The organism is Mesorhizobium sp. M8A.F.Ca.ET.218.01.1.1, assembly GCF_004791165.1.
GTDB lineage: Bacteria > Pseudomonadota > Alphaproteobacteria > Rhizobiales > Rhizobiaceae > Mesorhizobium.
Genome location: NZ_SRUZ01000003.1, coordinates 898852 through 918665 on the forward strand (window position 1 = coordinate 898852; position 19814 = coordinate 918665).

Genomic DNA, 19814 nt, shown 5'->3' on the forward strand with positions numbered 1-19814 from the left:
ATCTGCTCAATTTAGCGGCCGCGTCAACGCGGCCGCTTGCATGTTTACAGCCCGGAGCTTATCTCGTGAGCTTCGGTGAAACGCACCGCCTGACCTCACGGGCCATCAAGCGTTACCAAGCGGAGAATCAGGCATGGCTTCGGCTGCTGAACAACTAGCCTCGAATCTGAATTTCTCGGCCTTCGCCAAGGCGGAGGACCTGAAGAAACGCATCTGGTTCACCATCGGCGCGTTGCTCGTCTATCGCCTCGGCACCTACATCCCGCTTCCCGGCATCAATCCCGATGCCTTCGCCCAGGCCTTCTCCTCGCAGAGCAAGGGCGTGCTCGGCATGTTCAACATGTTCGCCGGCGGCGCCGTGCAGCGCATGGCGATCTTTGCGCTTGGCATCATGCCCTACATCTCCGCCTCCATCATCATGCAGTTGATGACATCGGTCATTCCCTCGCTGGAAGCGCTGAAGAAGGAAGGCGAGCAGGGCCGCAAGGTCATCAACCAGTACACGCGCTACGGCACCGTGCTGCTGGCGCTGGTGCAGGCCTACGGCATTTCGGTGGGGCTGGAGAACGGCAACGGCATCGTCAGCGACCCCGGCATGTTCTTCCGCATCTCCACCGTCGTCACGCTTGTCGGCGGCACCATGTTCCTGATGTGGCTCGGCGAGCAGATCACCGCGCGCGGCATCGGTAACGGTATCTCGCTCATCATTTTCTCCGGCATCGTCGCTGGTCTTCCGCACGCCATTTCCGGCACGCTGGAGCTCGGCCGCACCGGCGCCCTGTCGACCGGCCTGATCCTGGCGATCATCGTGCTGGCCATCGTCGTGATCGCGCTCATCGTCTTTTTCGAGCGCGCCCAGCGCCGCCTGCTGATCCAGTATCCGAAGCGCCAGGTCGGCAACCGCATGTTCCAGGGCGATACCTCGCATTTGCCGCTCAAGCTCAACACGTCGGGCGTCATCCCGCCGATCTTCGCGTCGTCGCTGCTGCTGCTGCCGGCCACCGTCGCCGGCTTTTCGCAGACGACCAACATGCCGGCCTGGGCGAGCACCATCCTGGCCTCGCTCGGCCACGGCCAGCCGCTCTACATGGCATTCTACGCGGCGATGATCGTGTTCTTCGCCTTCTTCTACACTGCGATTGTCTTCAACCCGAAGGACACCGCCGACCAGCTCAAGAAGCATTCGGGCTTCATCCCGGGCTATCGCCCGGGCGAGCGCACCGCCGATTACATCGATTACGTTCTCACCCGCATCACCGTCGTCGGCGCCATCTATCTGGTGCTGGTGTGCCTGCTGCCGGAGTTCCTGATCTCGGCGACTGGCGTACCATTCTACCTTGGTGGCACATCGCTTCTGATCGTGGTCAGTGTCACGCTCGATACGGTTGCGCAGATTCAGGGTCACCTGATCGCGCACCAGTATGAAGGCCTGATCAAGAAGTCGAAGCTGCGCGGGGGGAAGAAAGCCAGATGAGGTTGATTTTGCTTGGGCCGCCGGGGGCGGGCAAGGGGACACAAGCACAAAGACTGGTAGAAAAACACGGCATTCCCCAGCTCTCGACGGGTGACATGCTGCGTGCCGCCGTCCAGGCGGGTACCGAGGTCGGCAAGCGCGCCAAGGCGGTGATGGATGCTGGAGAACTGGTATCCGACGCCATCGTCAACGCCATCGTCGCAGAACGTATCGATCAGGCCGACTGCGCCAAGGGGTTCATCCTCGACGGCTACCCGCGTACGCTTGTGCAGGCCGATGCGGTTGAATCGATGCTCTCGGAGCGCAGCATTGGTCTCGATACGGTTATCGAACTGGTCGTCGATGACAGGGCTTTGGTCGGCCGCATCGTCAAGCGCGCCGATGATGCCAAGGCCGCCGGCCAGCCGGTGCGCAAGGACGACAATCCCGCTGTGTTCGAAGAGCGCCTGCGGGAGTACTACAAGAAGACCGCTCCGCTGACCGGCTACTACTATGCCAAGGGCAAGCTCAAGACTGTGGACGGCATGGCCAGTATCGACGCGGTGACCGCCGAGATCGAGACCGTGCTCGCCGCGGCCGCAAAGGCGCGGTAAGGGAATTTAAAGATTAAGCTTGACGGAGACGGTTCGCTGCGGTATGGCGGCCCGTCTTCCTATCAGGTGCGCACTTTGCTTGTCCGCAAGGGCAAGGCAGTCGCTTTGAACTGGAAACTCCCGCAAGGGCCGGCCTCCACCGGACGCGGGGCAATTTGAACAGCGCCGGGATCTGCCTTGTTTAAGGTCGTCCGGTCCACATGGAGAAGAGAAGAACATGGCTCGTATAGCCGGCGTCAACATTCCGACCAACAAGCGCGTCGTCATCGCGCTTCAGTACATTCACGGCATTGGCAAGAAGTTCGCCCAGGAGATCGTCGACAAAGTCGGCATCCCCGCCGAGCGCCGCGTCAACCAGCTGACCGACGCGGAAGTGCTGCAGATCCGCGAGACCATCGACCGCGATTACCAGGTCGAAGGCGACCTGCGTCGCGAAGTGTCGATGAACATCAAGCGTCTGATGGACCTCGGCTGCTACCGCGGCCTGCGTCACCGCCGCTCGCTGCCGGTTCGCGGTCAGCGCACCCATACCAATGCACGTACCCGCAAGGGCCCGGCCAAGTCGATTGCCGGCAAGAAGAAGTAATTTTTAGGGGAATAAGGGAGTAGGGGAGTAAGGCAGTAGGGAATGCCCGTCGATCGGGTCGCATTTTTCCCTACTCCCTTACTGCCCTATTCCCCTACTCCCTTAGTAAGGTGGAGCCGCTGGCATTACGGCGGTGTAGAGATCAACTGAAAGGACTACCATGGCCAAGGAAGCCGCACGTGTTCGCCGCCGCGAACGCAAGAACATCTCGTCGGGCGTTGCCCACGTCAATTCGACCTTCAACAACACGATGATCACCATCACCGACGCGCAGGGCAATTCGATCGCCTGGTCGTCGGCCGGTGCCCAGGGCTTCAAGGGTTCGCGCAAGTCGACCCCGTTCGCCGCCCAGATGGCTGCCGAGGACGTTGCCAAGAAGGCCCAGGAACACGGCATGCGCATGCTCGAAGTCGAGGTCTGCGGACCGGGCTCGGGTCGTGAATCGGCGCTGCGCGCCCTGCAGGCGGCCGGTTTCACCATCACCTCGATCCGTGATGTGACGCCGATCCCGCACAATGGCTGCCGCCCGCGCAAGAAGCGCCGCGTCTAACATTATTGAACGCCGCGCGAACGCTTACGAAAGCGTTCCTCCACGGTATTCCAGGTCGCCCGCCACGATTGGATGGTGGCGGGTCAACGGAAGGAAAGCATCATGATCCAGAAAAATTGGCAGGAACTGATCAAGCCGAACAAGATCGAGTTCTCGTCGAAGAAGAAGACCCTGACCACGCTGGTCGCCGAACCGCTCGAGCGTGGCTTTGGTCTTACCCTCGGCAACGCGCTGCGCCGCGTGCTTCTGTCTTCGCTGCGCGGTGCGGCTGTCACCGCCGTGCAGATCGACGGCGTATTGCATGAATTCTCGTCCATCGCCGGTGTGCGCGAGGACGTGACCGATATCGTCTTGAACATCAAGGAAATCGCCATCCGCATGGAAGGCGACGGCCCCAAGCGCATGGTCGTGCGCAAGCAGGGCCCGGGTGCGGTTCTCGCCGGCGACATCCAGACGGTTGGCGATGTCGAGATCCTCAACCCCGACCACGTCATCTGCACGCTGGACGAAGGCGCTGAAATCCGCATGGAATTCACCGTCGACACCGGCAAGGGTTACGTGCCGGCCGAGCGCAATCGCGCCGAGGACGCGCCGATTGGCCTGATCCCGGTCGACAGCCTCTATTCGCCGGTCAAGAAGGTCTCCTACAAGGTCGAGAACACCCGTGAGGGGCAGGTTCTCGACTATGACAAGCTGACCATGACCATCGAGACCGATGGCTCGATCTCGGGCGAGGACGCGGTGGCTTTCGCCGCCCGCATCCTGCAGGACCAGCTTGGCCTGTTCGTCAACTTCGACGAGCCGCAGAAGGAAGTCGCCGCCGAAGCCGTCACCGAGCTCGCCTTCAACCCGGCGCTGCTCAAGAAGGTCGACGAACTCGAGCTTTCGGTGCGTTCGGCCAACTGCCTGAAGAACGACAACATCGTCTACATCGGCGATCTCATCCAGAAGACCGAAGCCGAGATGCTGCGCACCCCGAACTTCGGCCGCAAGTCACTGAACGAGATCAAGGAAGTGCTGGCGGCTATGGGCCTGCACCTCGGTATGGAAGTGCCGGACTGGCCGCCGGAAAACATCGAAGACCTCGCCAAGCGTTACGAAGACCAATATTGAGCATGAACTCCAAGGATCGGCGGCGTGAGCCGCTCGGTCCGACGGTCATGCGGAAAACCATCAGAGGCCGTGGCCTCTTGAACAACTGAAGAAGGAAAAGAGCCATGCGCCACGGTTTCAAAGGCCGCCGCTTCGCCCGCAGCATAAGCCACCGCAAGTCGATGTTCGCCAACCTGGCGGTGTCGCTGCTCGAGCACGAGCAGATCGTCACCACCTTGCCGAAGGCGAAGGACTTGCGTCCGATCGTCGAGAAGCTGGTCACGCTCGGCAAGCGCGGCGACCTGCACGCCCGCCGCCAGGTGATCGCGCAGATCGGCAATGAAGGCGTCGTCAAGCGCCTGTTCGACACCATCGCCCCGCGCTACGCCACCCGCAACGGCGGCTATCTGCGCATCATGAAGGCAGGCTTCCGTCACGGCGACAATGCCGCGATGGCCGTCATCGAGTTCGTCGACCGCGACACCGACGCCAAGGGCGCCGGCGACCGCGCCCGCCTTGAGGCGGAAGGCACGGACGAAGCCGCGGCCGCATAAGGCTTCGTCTTTCCAGATTGAATTAAAGGGGCCTGCGGGCCCCTTTTTCATATTCTGTGCGCGCCAAGCCGTGCCCAAAACTATTGATTGGCGCGAAAATAATCGGATTTCAGCGGCTTAGCCTTTCATTTTGCACATTCGTCGGGACAATGCGCCCGAACTCGCCTTGGAGGATTCGCGAATGCTCGCCAAAAGACTGTCCCTTGTTCTGCTTTGCGCCTTCATGGTGTTCGCAGCCGCACCGGCAGTCCGGCAGGCGCTGGCCGAGGACGCCGCCAAGCCCGCCGATCCGGGGCTCTCCGATGTGCTGACCGACCTGCTGCATGGCGTTGAAGGCGAGAATGCCACTTCAGGCCCGGACAAGCGCGTGCCGTTCGGTCGTGAGGAAGTGCAATTGTCGTTCGCGCCTCTGGTCAAGCAGACCGCGCCGGCCGTGGTCAATGTCTATGCCTCGCAGACAGCCAAGGTGACATCGCCTTTCGAAGGCGATCCGTTCTTCGAGGAGTTTTTCGGCCGCGCCCAGCCGCGTGCTCAGTCTTCCCTGGGCTCGGGTGTGCTCGTTGATCCGAGCGGTGTCATCGTCACCAATTTCCACGTCATCAAGGACGCCGACGAGGTCAAGGTGGCGACCGCCGATGGCCGTGAATTCGCCAGCAAGGTGATGCTGAAGGACGAAACGCTCGACCTTGCCGTGCTCAAGATTGAGTCCGACAAGCCGTTCCCGGTGATCGCCATCGGCGATTCCGACGCGCTCGAAGTCGGCGACCTGGTGCTGGCCATCGGCAATCCCTTCGGCGTCGGCCAGACCACCACCAGCGGCATCGTTTCCGCCCTTGCGCGCAGCCATATAGGCGTCTCGGACTCGGGCTATTTCATCCAGACCGACGCCGCCATCAATCCCGGTAATTCCGGCGGCGCGCTGATCAACATGGGCGGCCAACTGGTCGGCATCAACACCGCCATCTACAGCCGCAGCGGCGGCTCGATCGGTATCGGCTTTGCGATCCCAGCCAACATGGTGCGGGCTTTCGCCGACGCCGCCAAGGCCGGCCTCGATTTCTTCGAACGGCCCTATATCGGCGCCGAGTTCGAAGCAGTGACACCGCAGATCGCGGAATCGCTCGGCATGGAAAAGCCGACCGGGGCGCTGGTCTCGTCCGTCGACGCGGCAGGCCCCGCCGGCAAGGCAGGACTGAAGCCGGGCGATGTCGTGCTGCAGATCAATGGCAAGCCGGTCGAGAGCATCGAGGCGCTCGACTATCGCATGGCGACGCTGTCGATCGGCACCAAGGCGAATTTCGCGATCCTGACCAAGGGCCAGCAGGCAGCGATGGATATCGCGCTGGAGCGGGCGCCGGAGGGTGCGAAAGCCTCGGAGGTGACGCTGCATGGCCGCAGCCCGTTCTCGGGCGCCAAGGTCTCGGAACTGTCGCCGCGGCTTGCCCAGAAGCTCGGCCTGCGCACGGACCTCAAGGGCGTGACGGTGATCGACATCAACCGTGATTCGCCGGCCGCCGATTTCGGTTTCCAGCCGGGCGACGTCGTGCGCGAGGTCAACGGCACCAGCATCGACACCGCCGCAACGCTGGCGCAGGTAGCCCAGCAGGATACGCGCTGGTGGCGCTTTACCGTCGAGCGCGGCGGGCAGATACTGCGCCAGGTGTTGCGTTACTGAGTTCGATCTGAAGGATCGCGCTCCAAACTAAAAGAAGTGCATGGCCGATCTGTTCAGTGTCGATGAACCGGAAAAGGTGCCGCCCGGGCGGCCGCTGGCCGACAGGCTGCGGCCGAAAAACCTTGGCGAGGTCGTCGGCCAGGAGCATCTGACGGGTCCCGATGGCGCGCTGACCCGGCTGATCGGTTCCGGTTCGCTGGGGTCGATGATCTTCTGGGGTCCGCCCGGCACCGGCAAGACCACGGTGGCAAGGCTGCTTGCCGGCGAAACCAGTCTTGCGTTCGAGCAGATATCGGCCGTGTTTTCCGGCGTCGCCGATCTGAAGAAAGTGTTCGAGGCGGCCAAGCTGCGCCGCGCCAACGGGCGCCAGACGCTGCTTTTCGTCGACGAGATTCACCGCTTCAACCGTGCCCAGCAGGACTCTTTCCTCCCCGTCATGGAGGACGGGACGGTGGTCCTGGTCGGCGCCACCACCGAAAACCCATCCTTCGAACTCAACGCGGCCTTGTTGTCGCGCGCGCGGGTCATGGTCTTTCATTCGCTCGGCGAAGACAGCATCGCCAAGCTGATGATAAGGGCGGAGGAGACGGAGGGTAGGGCGCTGCCGCTCGATGACGAGGCGCGGGCGATGCTGATCCGCATGAGCGATGGCGACGGACGCGCATCGCTGACATTGGCCGAGGAAGTCTGGCGTGCAGCCAAGCCTGGCGAGATATTCGATCCCGAAGGGCTGCAGCGCATCGTCCAGCGCCGTGCGCCAATCTACGACAAGGGCCAGGATGGCCATTACAATCTGATCTCGGCGCTGCACAAGTCGGTGCGCGGCTCGGATCCGGATGCCGCGCTCTACTATCTGGCGCGCATGTTCGATGCCGGCGAGGATCCGCTCTATCTTGGCCGCCGGCTGGTGCGTATGGCGATGGAGGACATCGGGCTGGCCGATCCGCAGGCACTGGTCGTCGCCAACGCCGCCAAGGATGCCTATGACTATCTCGGCTCTCCCGAGGGCGAGCTCGCTTTCGCCGAGGCCACCGTCTATCTCGCCACCGCGCCGAAATCCAACGCCGTCTATACGGCCTTCAAGGCAGCCACGCGGGCCGCGAAGGAACATGGCTCGCTGCTGCCGCCCAAGCATATCCTCAACGCGCCGACCAAGCTGATGAAAGAGGAGGATTACGGCGCCGGCTACCGTTACGACCATGATGAGCCGGACGCCTTTTCAGGCCAGGACTATTTTCCCGAAAAAATGGGTCGACAGACCTTCTACGATCCGCCCGAACGTGGTTTCGAGCGCGATATCAGGAAGCGGCTCGACTACTGGGCAAAGCTGCGCAAAGAGCGGGAATAGCCGGTTTGCGGAGTCCGGTGGCCTTGGCGGTGCGAAACGAGGCCTCGCCCTGGGGGATTTCCACTTCGGTTCTCCTGCACGCGCTGCTCGCCGCCACGGTTATGTTGATACCACTGCAGAAGCCCCCGAACCGGCGTGAGGAGGAGGAGCGCGTGTCGGTCGCCATCCTGACGCCACAGCAGTTCGAGGCTTCGACAAGACCCCCTTCACCGCCCGCCGAGGCGCCCGGCGCGCCCATACCCGCGGCCCCTGCGCCGACGCCAAGCGCTCCCCGGTCTCCCGTCGCGCCGGCCATGATTCACCCGACGCGGATGCTGTCGGCCAAGACGCTCGCCGATCCGCGCAGCAAGCAGGCCCGCGCCGATCTCGAGACCTTCGCGTCCGACGAGCGCATGGTGCAGCTTTGCAATCTGGAGGCCATGGATCAGATCCGCCAATGGCGCGCGGATTTCCAGCCGGAGCGGGTGGTGCCCTATGCAACCGCCGAGGAAAAGATCACCGGCACGACGATCGCCGCCGATGGTGCGGCTTTTCGCAGCGGTAAAAACTGGTACGGCCTGAAGTTCAAATGCCAACTCGCGCAGGACGGCGAAAGCGTCATCGGCTTTGAGTTTCTGGTCGGCGATCCCGTGGCCAGGGATAGATGGAACGAGCTTGGCTTGCCGGCGGTGCATTGACAGCCCGGCATGCTCCACCAGGCAGCCAGCCCGGCCGGATACCATGGCCGTTGTGCGGTGACCCAAAAAACCTTATCAAGGCGCACGGTCGGGCGGTGGCCGTTGCCATGATTTGGGCACCTCATTCGCAACAGGATCGCGCGTCGCGCGTGGAAAAATGACAAAAACCCTTCGCAAATCCCTTCGCAAATTCGCCATTGCCATCCCGCTTCTCGCCCTTGGCTTCTATTTCATCCCGATGCTGACGACGATCTTCATCGTCTGTGGCCTGATCGACGTACTGCGCAACAGCAGGAAGGATCTGGCGCTGTTCAGCGGCTACTTCCTTGGCAACGGGCTCTTCACCTGGTTGCTCTCACCCTTCAACCTGCTGGTCGATCTTCTGTGCTACAGAAATCCGGGCGTGTGGAAGCTGGAGCAGTTTCCCGCCGACTATCAGCGTGAGGTCAACGAGGTCCTTGATGTCTTCAAGGCGCGCAAGGACGAGATCATCGCCGACATCGACGCCAATTTCGGCACCGGCCGGCGTGGCATGTATGTCTATCAATGGTACGGCAAGCACCGGATCGACAACGTCGCTGAATTCAACAAGGATTTCAAATACATCAAGACCATTGCCGTTTCGGTCTTCAGGGGCAAGGAATCGACCTCCTGGCATTTCGGGCCGCTGCGGCTCAGCCTGCGCATTCTCTACAATCTGCTGCCGGTAAAGGCGGAGGTTTTCGTCGAGTGCAACAACGCCAGGAACTACTGGCATGACAATCCGCTCTACATTTTCGACGACACGCTGCTGCATCGTTCGGTCAACGAATATGACGGCCGCCGCTACTGCGTGTTCATGGACATTGTCAGGCCGTCGCCATTCCCGGGCCTCATCGCGGGGCTTCTCGCCATCGTCTCGGTGAGCGTCGAGCGCATCAATTCGATGTTCTACAAGAACTGGAAGATGATTGGCTCCACAAAGCCGAAGAAGGTCGAAACCACCTGAGTTGAAGATCCATCGATGCTGCCGGCTCTGCCGGCAGCATCCTGAATGCGTTAGGGCAGTTCCAGGAAACGCAGACGGCTTTCCGTCGCGAATTGCGTCAAACCAAGAGCCGCTGCCGGCGCTCCTGCATTGGTTTGAGCACCGCCAGGCAATGCTCTGACAAGCCATGCTCTGACAAGACGGGCAGCTTTAGCGTTACGTCGGTTCAGACCTCGGCCTCTTTGGGCCGTCGCCAATTCATTATATGACCTATGTCGCAGGATTCGCATTTGCCCGCACGGCTCCGGCTGCGTCAGGGTATCTCGATTCTGCCCTCGGCAGTTCTGTCTCTTCCTTCCTTGGCGGATCCAAGTGTCAAAGCACAAAGCCTTCGGAGTCTGGGCGGGAACCTACATATGCACCGTGATGCTAGGCATTGCCATCAGCGCCGCGTACATAAATCTTGAAGAACCGGTCTACTATTGGGACTACGCTGCTTATTTCAATGTGTTCAACCAGCAGGGCGCGCTCCTGGTCGAGAGCCCCTTCAACTGGCTGAGCCAGGTGGGTACCTCCATTGCCACGCAGGACTATGGTGTGGCTATCCTGGTGCCGTTGATGCCCTTTCACATCGTCTTCGGTGGTTCGAGGCTTTCCTTCGTCGCTGGAATAGTCTCGGTCTACCTGGTTCCAGCGGCTCTTTTCATAGGCAGGATAAGTTATCTCGAGGCGGTCTCCGAGGCACCTTCTCGCAGCTGGCCAGCCGTTTGGATCGCGGCCTTGCTCTACACGCCGTTTTGGGCGCCGACACTGCGTGGAATGCCTGATGTTGCCGGTTGTCTCGCTCTCACCGCGGCAACCTATTTCCTGTGGAAGTCAAAATTCCTGACCCGCGAACCGGTGGTGAGCGGAATATCGGTAGGCGCCAGTCTATGGTTGGCATTCATGCTCCGTCGCTGGTACGCCTATGCCGCTATCGGGGTTACCCTTTCCGCGGCGTTCCTGGGCCTGCTGCAGATCGCAAGGGATCGGGACCTTCCGGCATTCCGCGCCGCGGCAGGGGGTGGCCTGTGTGCGATCTTCGTTGTCACCGCAACCGCATTGAACTTCCAGCTGCCGCTGATCGCCAGAATTCTGGGAACGAGCTACGGCGACCTCTACAGCGGATACAAGACGACCTTTGGCACTGAACTTGGTGAAATGGGGAGCCGGCTCAGCTATGTGAATTGGCTGCTGATCATTGCCGGGCTTTACATCTCCATTGCCCGCCGCAACAGGTTCTCCCTGTTCTGCGCCATCGCCTCGCTGCTGACATTTTTGATTTTCACCCGGACGCAGGATCCGGAACCCCATCATTCACTGCCGATGTTCCTTTGGCTTTTCCCTGCATACGCCCAAGCCATCGTCGCGATCGTTTCCGTGCCGGCGCTGAAATCGCGATGGTGGACCGCAGGCATGGCGGTTGCCGCTGGGCTCGCTTTCCTGGGCACATTTTTCCCGACAGGTCGTCAGCTCCTGTCTCCGGTCGATTTCTTTTTTGCGCGGGAGGCCACGCTCCCGCTCCATCTCGATAATCTCCCCGAATACAGGCGCATGATCGATGATCTGGCCGGCAGAATGGGGCCACAGGATCGCTTTTCGGTTTTTGCCTCGGGGGCAGTCATGAGCGACGCGCTGTTGTTCGGGATGGATCCGGACCTCGTTCCCCATATCGGCTGGATTTGCCAGGTGGATAGTCGTGATCGGTTTCGGCCGGACGCATTGAAATCCAGATTTGTGATTGTGACCGACCCGCCGGTTACTCATCTGCAACCGGGCGCGCAGATTTGCGTCACGCTTCCGAACCAATATATTCTTGACGGGCAAGGCATCGGTGCCGCGTACAAGCGCATTGCGCGGTACCAATTGTCCGGCGGCGTTACCGGCTATCTCTATGAGCAGATGCGTCCAGTCACGCAGCAGGAACTCAATGCGCTGTACGGCGAATTCAAGAAGAGATATCCGGACTGGACAACACCTGTCTGGTGAACCGCGACAGGCGGATCTGGCGCTGACCGAGCCCAAGGGATTGACGCCGGCGCCCTCTCAGGGGCAGTAACGGCTATGTTCAATCTGCTTCTTGTTGCCGTTGGCGGCGGCATCGGTGCCGGCATCCGCCATTTGACCAGTATGGGCGCGCTGCGCCTCGTCGGCCCCAACTATCCCTGGGGCACGATGGCGATCAACATCATCGGCTCCTTTGCTATGGGGCTGTTCATCGCCGTTCTGGTGCGCCGCGGCGGATCGAACGAGCTCAGGCTATTCGTCGCCACCGGCATCCTTGGCGGCTTCACCACCTTTTCCGCTTTTTCGCTCGATTTCGCGACGCTGTGGGAGCGGGGCGCCACGTTGCCGGCGTTTGGTTACGCGCTTGCAAGCGTCATTGGCGCGATCATTGCCCTGTTTCTGGGACTTTGGCTTGCAAGAAGCCTGCCATAAAGCATGCCATGGCGTGCTTTATGGTTTTGGGCGGCGTGCATTAGTGCTATTGCCGCGCCAAACGCAGGCCAAGAGCCCTGCTCGGGAAACGGATAAGCGAAAAAGACATGGCAGGCGTTGAACTGATCACGGTGGAGGCCGGCGAGGCGGGCATGCGGCTCGATCGCTGGTTCAAGACCCATTTCCCGGGTCTTGGCTTCGGCCATCTGCAGAAGCTGCTGCGCTCCGGCCAGATCCGCGTCGATGGCGGTCGGGTCAAGGCCGACACCCGTGTCGAGCCGGGCCAGATGGTGCGTGTGCCGCCGCTCGAGGTGGACAAGAAGGGCGAGAGCGCGCTCACAGGCCACTCGATCCGCAACCAGGGTGACGCCGATGTGCTCGCCAAGATGCTGATCCATGAGGATCCGAAGGTCTTCGTCTTCAACAAGCCGGCGGGCCTCGCCGTTCAGGGCGGCTCCGGCGTCACGCGCAATGTCGACGACATGCTGGAAGCCTGGCGCAACCAGAAGGGCGAGAAGCCGCGGCTGGTGCATCGGCTCGACCGCGATACGTCGGGCGTGCTGGTCGTCGCCCGTACCAGGCTGGCCGCCATGAAGCTCTCCGAGGCGTTCCGGGCACGGGAAACCAAGAAGACCTACTGGGCGCTGGTCAAGGGCGTGCCGCCCAAGCGCGAGGACAAGATCTCGACCTGGCTGATCAAGGAGGCGACGCCGGACGGCGACCGCGTGCGCATCGCCGCGCATGGCGAAAAGGGCGCCGACCACGCCGTGTCCTATTACCGCATCATCGAGCAGGCGGCGCAGACCATGACCTGGCTGGAGATGGAGCCTCATACGGGCCGCACGCACCAGCTCCGCGTCCACGCCGCCTATATCGGCTGTCCGATCATCGGCGACCCGAAATACTTCGAAGCCGACACCAACTGGGATTTTCCCGGCGGCATTCAAAACCGCCTGCACCTGCACGCGCGCCGCATCATTATTCCGCACCCGGACAAGGGCGTCATCGATGTCACCGCGCCGATGCCGCCGCACATGCGCCAAAGCTGGAACCTGATCGGCTTCGACGACGCCAGCGCGGAGGATTGACCGTGAGCGGCGCCACCGACGCGCTCGATCGGCGCCACGCTGTCGATATGGCCGCCGCCGCCATCATGGTCGGCCTGACCTTTTCCTGGGGGCTGAACTACGTCGCCGCCAAAATCTCCTATGCCGGCTACGACCCGGTCTTCCTGTCGATCGCGCGTTCGGTCATTGGTGGTTTCTGCGTTTTCCTCTGGTGCCGATGGCGCGGCATCGCGCTGTTCGCCAGGGATGGGACATTGCTGGCCGGCATCGCGGTCGGCGTGCTTTTCGGCGTCGAGTTCCTTTGCCTCTATGTCGGCCTGGAGCATACGACCGTTGCCCGCAATACGCTGCTGGTCAACTCGATGCCGTTCTGGATGCTGATCGGCGGCCACTTGCTGCTCGGCGAACGGATCACCACGCGCAAGTTCCTTGGCCTGCTGTTGGCCTTTGCGGGTCTCGTCACCGTTTTTTCCGACAAGCTTGGCGGTAGCGGAGACATGCTGTTCGGCGATCTCCTGAGCCTTGGTTCCGGGTTTTTCTGGGCTCTGACCAACATCCTCGTCAAGCGATCGAAACTGGTCGAGGCAACCGCGGAGAAGCTGCTGCTCTATCAACTCGCCGGCGCGGCGGTCGTTGGCGTGTTGGTGATGCCTCTCGCAGGCCCGCCGGTTCGCGATCCAGCCTTGCTGCCGACATTGGCGCTGCTTTTCCAGGCGATCTATATCGTCGCCTTCACCTACGTGCTGTGGTTCTGGCTGCTGCGCCGCTATCCGGCCTCCGGCCTGTCGAGCTTCACCTTCCTCTCGCCGGTTTTCGGTGTTTTATGCGGCTCGATGTTCTTGAATGAGCCGCTGACCATTCGCATCTTCCTGGCACTTGGTCTCATCGCGGCGGGCCTGATCATCGTCAACCGGCCGGCGCGCAAGCTGACGCCGGTGTGAAAGAGATTTTCATGCGCGATATCCTCAACGACCTCGAAGCGGGCAAGTATCTTTCCGATCCGGATCCGGTGCGTCGCGCCCAGATCCAGATGAAGACGCCGCTGCCCAAGCGCTTCTACAAGGAGGTTTCGGTCGTGCCGGTGGAAGCTGGCTTTGCCGTGCAACTCGACGGCAGGCCGGTGCGCACCCCGGGCAAGGCGTTGCTGGCGCTGCCGACCGAGGCGGCCGCGACGCTGGTTGCAGGCGAGTTCGCCGAACAGGGCGAGACGATCAATCCGGTGACGATGCCGGTGATGCGGCTTGTCAACACCGCCATCGATGGCGTGGCCAGCGATCCGCAGGCGGTGCTGGAAGACATTCTGCGTTTCGCCTCGTCGGACCTGCTCTGCTATCGCGCCGACGCTCCACAAGGGCTGGTCGAGCGGCAGAACGAGCAGTGGGATCCCGTCATCGACTGGGCGCGCGCTTCGCTCGGCGTTCGCTTCAACCTTGCCGAGGGCATCATCCATGTCGAGCAGCCGCGCGAGACCATTGCCGTGCTGGGCAGCCATCTGGCGCAGCGCGCCCAACCGCTGCGCCTTGCCGCCATTCATGTCATGACGTCGCTGACCGGCTCGGCACTGCTGGCGCTGGCGGTCGATTTCGGCGAGCTCGACGGCGAGGAAGCCTGGGCCGCCGGCCATGTCGACGAAGACTGGCAGATCGCCCAGTGGGGACAGGACGCCGAAGCCGTCGCGCGCCGCACCGCGCGCAAACGAGATATGATGGCCGCCGTCAGCCTGCTCGAAGCGCTGCAGGCCTGAGCGCTTCGCTCCGCCTTCGCACTGCACCTAATACGAAAGTCATAATCCCATCGTCGCGGTGCCTTTCCCCGGCGCTTTCTGCCATTTTTCCTGTGTTGGCTGCGTCTTGTGAGTCCGCGTTCCGAGGAGAACGCGGACGTTGGCGCACAGCATCGAGGACTGGGTCTCACGGGAGGATAACTCAATGGCAATGGCATCGACCGCCGGCGGAACGAGCCGCGGCATGACGCGAGAGGAGAAGAAAGTCATCTTCGCTTCCTCGCTCGGCACCGTTTTCGAATGGTACGATTTCTATCTCTACGGCTCGCTGGCGGCTTTCATCGGCTCGACCTTTTTCAGCCCGACCATTCCCGAGGCAACGCGCAACATCTTCGCGCTGCTTGCCTTTGCCGCTGGCTTCCTGGTGCGCCCGTTCGGCGCGCTGCTGTTCGGTCGCATCGGCGACCTCGTCGGCCGCAAATACACATTCCTGGTCACCATGACGATCATGGGTCTCTCGACCTTCCTGGTCGGCCTTCTGCCCGGCTATGCGACCTTGGGCATCGCGGCTCCGGTGATCCTGATCGCCCTGCGCATGCTGCAGGGCTTGGCGCTGGGCGGCGAATATGGTGGTGCGGCCACCTACGTCGCCGAGCACGCGCCCGATGACCGCCGCGGCTTCTACACCTCATGGATCCAGACGACCGCGACGCTAGGCCTGTTCCTGTCGCTGATCATCATCCTTATCGTGCAGGGATCGCTGAGCAAGGAGACTTACGCCGCCTGGGGCTGGCGCATTCCTTTCATCGTCTCTTTCCTGCTGCTCGCCGTCTCGATCTGGATCCGGTTGTCTCTGTCGGAGTCCCCGACCTTCCAGAAGATGAAGGAAGAAGGCAAGGGCTCCAAGGCGCCGCTCTCGGAAGCCTTTGGTCAGTGGAAGAACGCCAAGATCGCGCTCCTGGCGCTGCTCGGCCTCACCGCCGGTCAGGCCGTCGTCTGGTACAACGGCCAGTTCTACGCGCTGTTCTTCCTGCAGAACGTGCTGAAGGTTGACGCGCAGTCGGTCAACATCATGATCGCCATCGCGCTGGCGCTAGGCTCGATCTTCTTTGTCGTGTTCGGCTGGCTCTCCGACAAGATCGGCCGCAAGCCGATCATCATGGCTGGCCTTGCGCTGGCCATCGTCTGCACCTTCCCACTCTTCAAGGCGTTGACCTGGGCCGCCAATCCGGCGCTCGCCAAGGCACAGCAGAGCACCCGGGCAACGGTGACGGCGGCACCCGGCGACTGCAGGTTCCAGTTCAATCCGGTCGGCACGGCGAAATTCACGACATCCTGCGACATCGCGACTTCGTTCCTGACCAAGAACTCGGTTCCGTATGATGTGGTGTCGACGGCGGCGGCCGGGACGGCTGCGTCAGTCAAGATTGGTACAGAGACGGTGCCGTCCTACGATGCGGTCGCGGCCGGCGATCAGGCCAAGGCCAAGGACGCGGTCTTCGTCAAGGCCGTCAACATGTCCCTGCGGGACAGCGGTTATCCGCTGAAGCGTGCGGCAATTAAGGTTGCGGACCAGAAACTCGATGCCTTCATCGCAGCCAATCCTGAACTCAAGCTCGACGCAGCCGCGATCCGCGGCGGCGAGAAGGCAGCGGTGCCGACCGATCAGGCGGTCAAGGACAAGCTCTTGACCACCGATGAGGCCGCGGGCGCACCCGAGGTCACCGTCTACAACATACCGGACGGCGGTGCCTTTGCCATGTTCGCCGATCCGGCGGCGGTGAACTGGCCGATGACAATCGGTATCCTGTTCATCCTGGTGCTGTTCGTGACCATGGTTTACGGGCCGATCGCGGCGATCCTTGTCGAGATGTTCCCGACCCGCATCCGCTACACCGGCATGTCATTGCCCTACCACATCGGCAATGGCTGGTTCGGCGGCCTGCTGCCGGCGACGGTGTTCGCGCTCAGCGCCTACAAGGGCGACATCTACTATGGCCTTTGGTACCCGGTGGTCATCGCGGCGATGACGCTGATCATCGGCATGATCTTCGTCAAGGATACGCTGGGAACCGACCTGCACGCCAAGGAGTAGTCGATAGGCTCTTACGAACGAAAAGCCCGGCGCGAGCGATCGCGCCGGGCTTTTTCATGCGAGATCGACGTGGAGCGGCTTCAGCTTTTCCGTTGCGGGTTTTCTTCCTCGACGGCGGCCTCGTGGTACCAACCATCGAAATCGGCGTGCTCGCCGCGAAGCGCGGCAAGCTCTGCCGCGAATTTGGCCTTGGCGCCTAAATTTAAGGCAGGCCTGCGCGCTGCCAGCGGGAACATCAGGATTTTCGCCGACGGACGCGATTGCGTGACTTGCATTGCCGGTCTCCCTTGTTTTTCAGAAGCTCGTCGATTCAGTTCTCATCAAAATAGGTTCTGCGATTCATTTAGGCAATATGCCTACGAAAAGATCATGATTTGCCTATGATTTAAGCAGTATTGCCGCTTGGGCGATCTGCACGCATTGCTAAGACGGCTCAGCAAAATCAAAGCCTTGGCATGACCATTTTGCCGCACCCGCCGGAGGCCGAGTGGCATACGAATTGCTTTTTAATCATCGGCAGGCCGGCCTGTTTCGGCCATGCATCGACATCGCCTGCTTGCGGTGTCCAAGCAACGAGAGGCTCTAGAATGACCAAATACAAGCTCGAGTATATCTGGCTCGATGGATACACCCCGGTCCCCAATCTTCGCGGCAAGACACAGATCAAGGAATTCGCCGAGTTCCCGACGCTCGAGCAGCTGCCGCTGTGGGGCTTCGACGGGTCATCGACGCAGCAGGCCGAAGGGCATAGCTCCGACTGCGTGCTGAAGCCGGTCGCGGTCTATCCCGATCCGGCCCGCACCAACGGCGTGCTCGTCATGTGCGAAGTCATGATGCCCGATGGCGTGACGCCGCATGCATCCAACAAGCGCGCCACCATCCTCGACGACGAAGGCGCCTGGTTCGGCTTCGAGCAGGAGTATTTCTTCTACAAGGACGGCCGTCCGCTCGGCTTCCCCGAGAGTGGCTATCCCGCACCGCAGGGTCCGTACTATACCGGCGTCGGCTATTCGAATGTCGGCTCCGTCGCGCGCCAGATCGTCGAGGAACATCTTGATCTCTGCCTCGCGGCCGGCATCAACCACGAAGGCATCAACGCCGAAGTGGCCAAGGGCCAGTGGGAATTCCAGATTTTCGGCAAGGGTTCCAAAAAGGCCGCCGACCAGATGTGGATGGCCCGCTATCTGATGCAGCGCCTGACCGAGAAGTACGGCATCGACATCGAATACCATTGCAAGCCGCTCGGCGACACCGACTGGAACGGCTCGGGCATGCATGCCAATTTCTCGACCGCCTATATGCGTGAAGTCGGCGGCAAGGCCTATTTCGAAGCGCTGATGGCGGCTTTCGACAAGAATCTGATGGACCACATCGCCGTCTACGGCCCGGACAACGACAAGCGTTTGACCGGCAAGCATGAGACCGCGCCGTGGAACAGGTTCAGCTATGGCATCGCCGATCGCGGCGCGTCGATCCGCGTCCCGCATTCGTTCGTCAAGAACGACTACAAGGGCTATCTGGAAGACCGCCGTCCGAACTCGCAGGGCGACCCCTACCAGATCGCCTCGCAGATCCTGAAGACGATCGCTTCGGTGCCGGCCAGCGCAGAGGTTTCGGCCGCCGCCTGATCCTCTTTGCGGCGCATGCAACTCGGCGCCGCGAACGGATGCTCATTATGGAAAAGGCCCGGGCTGAAAACGCCCGGGCTTTTTTTTGTCAAGCAGTTTGCCGGATTGGCCTTCGTTATTGTCGATCAGCCATGACCCCACGCGCGTTCAGCGCCGTCACCACCTTGGCATGCGGCAGGGCGGGGGTCCGATTGCCGTCGCGGCCGATCATGTCGCTGTTGGCGACAAGCGCGTTGAGCACCGCCTCTTCGGCTGCTTGCACGACGGCTGCGTAGAAATCATCCATGCGACCCCACGGGATGAAATCCATGTGCCCATAGCTGTGTTCGGTCGCCGGTCCCCGCGGGAAGCGGCCGTTGAGGGCGTCGCGGTTGGCGGTCGAGAAAGCGAGAAAAATATCGCCGGAGAAATGCGAGCCGGTGGTGCCTGTCCGTGCGAGGCCGAGCGGCACGCGCCTGGCCAGCGCCTTGCACTGGCCAGGCAGCAGCGGCGCATCGGTGGCGACGATGCCGATGCAGGAGCCGGCGCCCGTCGGGCCGCCGCTGAAATAGTGCTCCATCGGGTTGTCGTCGGCGAGTTCGTTGCCGAGCGGCGCGCCGGCAATGGTGAGTTCACGGCGCGAGCCGAAATTGGCTTGCAGGAAGACGCCGACCGTGTAGGAGCGATGGCCGTAGTCGACGACCCTTGAAGCCGTGCCCGAGCCGCCCTTGAAGGCGTAGCAGTTCATGCCCGTGCCGCCGCCGACCGAGCCTTCCTCGATGTGGCCGCTCGTCGCATTGTCGATCGCCGCGATCGCATGGTCGACCGTGACATGCGAGCCGTTGATATCGTTGAGATAGCCATCCCAGGTTTCGGCCACCACCGGCAGCAGCCACTGATCGGCGACGTCGGGCTTGTGGCGCGCGACCCAGTCGATGATGCCGCGATGACAGGGGCCGACCGCATGGGTGTTGGTGATCAGGATCGGCAGGCTGATGCTGCCGGCTTCCTCTATCCACGAGGCGCCGGTCATTTCGCCATTGCCGTTGAAGGAGTGATAGCCGGCGGCGCAGGCCACACCGACGCCGTCATGGCCGAACGGCAGTATCGCCGTCACGCCGGTGCGCACCGGTCCCTGTCCGAGTGAGAGCCTGCCTTCGCCCTTGATGATCGTGGAGTAGCCGACCAGGACGCCTCCGACATCGGTGATGGCATTGGCGGGGCCGGGCGTGCCCTGCAAGGGAATGGCGAGCGCCCGGGCGCGGGCCTTGCCGGCTGGCGTGGTGGTATCGGTCGGCAGTTGGTCCATGCTGGGGTTCCGCTCCGTT

Annotated in this window: 19 protein-coding genes; 17 read left to right on the plus strand and 2 right to left on the minus strand. The window is 61.9% G+C overall.

From position 1 onward, the window contains the following. Nucleotides 1-133 precede the first annotated feature (133 nt). The 16 genes from secY (at nucleotide 134) to EN861_RS15855 (ending at nucleotide 16879) form a co-directional block, all read left to right on the plus strand. Nucleotides 134-1474 carry a preprotein translocase subunit SecY gene (secY, locus tag EN861_RS15780; RefSeq protein ID WP_015317976.1) on the plus strand — a complete coding sequence of 447 codons (1341 nt, stop codon included), beginning with the start codon at nucleotides 134-136 and terminating at the stop codon, nucleotides 1472-1474. After that, on the plus strand, nucleotides 1471-2067 hold the full coding sequence (locus EN861_RS15785; RefSeq protein WP_127281107.1) for an adenylate kinase: 597 nt from the start codon (nucleotides 1471-1473) through the stop codon (nucleotides 2065-2067). Before secY ends, EN861_RS15785 begins: the two co-directional genes overlap by 4 nt. A gap of 217 nt (nucleotides 2068-2284) precedes the next feature. Then, a complete protein-coding gene (gene rpsM, locus EN861_RS15790) occupies nucleotides 2285-2653 on the plus strand; it encodes a 30S ribosomal protein S13 (protein ID WP_006205445.1) in 369 nt (122 codons plus the stop codon). A gap of 160 nt (nucleotides 2654-2813) precedes the next feature. Further along, on the plus strand, nucleotides 2814-3203 hold the full coding sequence (gene rpsK, locus EN861_RS15795; protein WP_006205444.1) for a 30S ribosomal protein S11: 390 nt from the start codon (nucleotides 2814-2816) through the stop codon (nucleotides 3201-3203). 102 nt (nucleotides 3204-3305) lie between these two features. Continuing rightward, nucleotides 3306-4316, plus strand: coding sequence for a DNA-directed RNA polymerase subunit alpha (locus EN861_RS15800; protein ID WP_006205443.1), 1011 nt, complete (start codon nucleotides 3306-3308; stop codon nucleotides 4314-4316). Nucleotides 4317-4420: 104 nt separating this feature from the next. After that, nucleotides 4421-4849, plus strand: coding sequence for a 50S ribosomal protein L17 (rplQ, locus tag EN861_RS15805; RefSeq protein ID WP_127279754.1), 429 nt, complete (start codon nucleotides 4421-4423; stop codon nucleotides 4847-4849). Between the two features lie 181 nt (nucleotides 4850-5030). After that, complete coding sequence (locus EN861_RS15810; RefSeq protein ID WP_135867737.1) at nucleotides 5031-6524, plus strand: DegQ family serine endoprotease; 1494 nt, start codon at nucleotides 5031-5033, stop codon at nucleotides 6522-6524. 40 nt (nucleotides 6525-6564) lie between these two features. Beyond that, complete coding sequence (locus tag EN861_RS15815; protein ID WP_127279756.1) at nucleotides 6565-7872, plus strand: replication-associated recombination protein A; 1308 nt, start codon at nucleotides 6565-6567, stop codon at nucleotides 7870-7872. Nucleotides 7873-7901: 29 nt separating this feature from the next. Then, nucleotides 7902-8549, plus strand: coding sequence for a DUF930 domain-containing protein (locus tag EN861_RS36295; RefSeq protein ID WP_245512037.1), 648 nt, complete (start codon nucleotides 7902-7904; stop codon nucleotides 8547-8549). 157 nt (nucleotides 8550-8706) lie between these two features. Further along, nucleotides 8707-9537 carry an aspartyl/asparaginyl beta-hydroxylase domain-containing protein gene (locus EN861_RS15825; RefSeq protein ID WP_127869363.1) on the plus strand — a complete coding sequence of 277 codons (831 nt, stop codon included), beginning with the start codon at nucleotides 8707-8709 and terminating at the stop codon, nucleotides 9535-9537. Nucleotides 9538-9888: 351 nt separating this feature from the next. Then, nucleotides 9889-11544 carry a hypothetical protein gene (locus EN861_RS15830; protein WP_135867738.1) on the plus strand — a complete coding sequence of 552 codons (1656 nt, stop codon included), beginning with the start codon at nucleotides 9889-9891 and terminating at the stop codon, nucleotides 11542-11544. Nucleotides 11545-11619: 75 nt separating this feature from the next. Continuing rightward, nucleotides 11620-11994, plus strand: a complete 375-nt coding sequence (crcB, locus tag EN861_RS15835; protein ID WP_135867739.1) for a fluoride efflux transporter CrcB — start codon at nucleotides 11620-11622, stop codon at nucleotides 11992-11994. A gap of 107 nt (nucleotides 11995-12101) precedes the next feature. Next, on the plus strand, nucleotides 12102-13082 hold the full coding sequence (locus tag EN861_RS15840) for an RluA family pseudouridine synthase (protein WP_135867740.1): 981 nt from the start codon (nucleotides 12102-12104) through the stop codon (nucleotides 13080-13082). A 47-nt stretch (nucleotides 13083-13129) separates the two neighbouring features. Then, nucleotides 13130-14002 (plus strand): DMT family transporter, encoded by an 873-nt coding sequence (locus tag EN861_RS15845; RefSeq protein WP_189343651.1) that lies wholly within the window; start codon nucleotides 13130-13132, stop codon nucleotides 14000-14002. An 11-nt stretch (nucleotides 14003-14013) separates the two neighbouring features. Then, a complete protein-coding gene (locus EN861_RS15850) occupies nucleotides 14014-14805 on the plus strand; it encodes an ATP12 family chaperone protein (RefSeq protein WP_135867742.1) in 792 nt (263 codons plus the stop codon). A 184-nt stretch (nucleotides 14806-14989) separates the two neighbouring features. Beyond that, a complete protein-coding gene (locus EN861_RS15855; protein ID WP_127280108.1) occupies nucleotides 14990-16879 on the plus strand; it encodes an MFS transporter in 1890 nt (629 codons plus the stop codon). Nucleotides 16880-16959: 80 nt separating this feature from the next. Here the strand turns inward: EN861_RS15855 and EN861_RS15860 are convergent, their stop codons facing one another. Further along, on the minus strand, nucleotides 16960-17154 hold the full coding sequence (locus tag EN861_RS15860) for a DUF2735 domain-containing protein (protein ID WP_127280109.1): 195 nt from the start codon (nucleotides 17152-17154) through the stop codon (nucleotides 16960-16962). A 312-nt stretch (nucleotides 17155-17466) separates the two neighbouring features. On the opposite strand from EN861_RS15860, the gene EN861_RS15865 reads away from it, so the two are divergent. Then, on the plus strand, nucleotides 17467-18507 hold the full coding sequence (locus EN861_RS15865; protein ID WP_127280110.1) for a glutamine synthetase beta-grasp domain-containing protein: 1041 nt from the start codon (nucleotides 17467-17469) through the stop codon (nucleotides 18505-18507). A 115-nt stretch (nucleotides 18508-18622) separates the two neighbouring features. Here EN861_RS15865 and EN861_RS15870 read toward each other — a convergent pair whose 3' ends face one another. Then, nucleotides 18623-19795, minus strand: coding sequence for a P1 family peptidase (locus tag EN861_RS15870; protein ID WP_135867743.1), 1173 nt, complete (start codon nucleotides 19793-19795; stop codon nucleotides 18623-18625). Between the last annotated feature and the right edge of the window lie 19 nt (nucleotides 19796-19814).

Coding starts and splice junctions, on each gene's coding strand:
- EN861_RS15850 (WP_135867742.1), top strand. CDS start 14,014: ATGCGCGATATCCTCAACGACCTCGAAGCGGGCAAGTATCTTTCCGAT.
- rplQ (WP_127279754.1), top strand. CDS start 4,421: ATGCGCCACGGTTTCAAAGGCCGCCGCTTCGCCCGCAGCATAAGCCAC.
- rpsM (WP_006205445.1), top strand. CDS start 2,285: ATGGCTCGTATAGCCGGCGTCAACATTCCGACCAACAAGCGCGTCGTC.
- EN861_RS15825 (WP_127869363.1), top strand. CDS start 8,707: ATGACAAAAACCCTTCGCAAATCCCTTCGCAAATTCGCCATTGCCATC.
- EN861_RS15860 (WP_127280109.1), bottom strand. CDS start 17,154: ATGCAAGTCACGCAATCGCGTCCGTCGGCGAAAATCCTGATGTTCCCG.
- EN861_RS15870 (WP_135867743.1), bottom strand. CDS start 19,795: ATGGACCAACTGCCGACCGATACCACCACGCCAGCCGGCAAGGCCCGC.
- EN861_RS15865 (WP_127280110.1), top strand. CDS start 17,467: ATGACCAAATACAAGCTCGAGTATATCTGGCTCGATGGATACACCCCG.
- EN861_RS15855 (WP_127280108.1), top strand. CDS start 14,990: ATGGCAATGGCATCGACCGCCGGCGGAACGAGCCGCGGCATGACGCGA.
- EN861_RS15840 (WP_135867740.1), top strand. CDS start 12,102: ATGGCAGGCGTTGAACTGATCACGGTGGAGGCCGGCGAGGCGGGCATG.
- secY (WP_015317976.1), top strand. CDS start 134: ATGGCTTCGGCTGCTGAACAACTAGCCTCGAATCTGAATTTCTCGGCC.
- EN861_RS15815 (WP_127279756.1), top strand. CDS start 6,565: ATGGCCGATCTGTTCAGTGTCGATGAACCGGAAAAGGTGCCGCCCGGG.
- EN861_RS15845 (WP_189343651.1), top strand. CDS start 13,130: ATGGCCGCCGCCGCCATCATGGTCGGCCTGACCTTTTCCTGGGGGCTG.
- EN861_RS15810 (WP_135867737.1), top strand. CDS start 5,031: ATGCTCGCCAAAAGACTGTCCCTTGTTCTGCTTTGCGCCTTCATGGTG.
- EN861_RS15785 (WP_127281107.1), top strand. CDS start 1,471: ATGAGGTTGATTTTGCTTGGGCCGCCGGGGGCGGGCAAGGGGACACAA.
- crcB (WP_135867739.1), top strand. CDS start 11,620: ATGTTCAATCTGCTTCTTGTTGCCGTTGGCGGCGGCATCGGTGCCGGC.
- rpsK (WP_006205444.1), top strand. CDS start 2,814: ATGGCCAAGGAAGCCGCACGTGTTCGCCGCCGCGAACGCAAGAACATC.
- EN861_RS15800 (WP_006205443.1), top strand. CDS start 3,306: ATGATCCAGAAAAATTGGCAGGAACTGATCAAGCCGAACAAGATCGAG.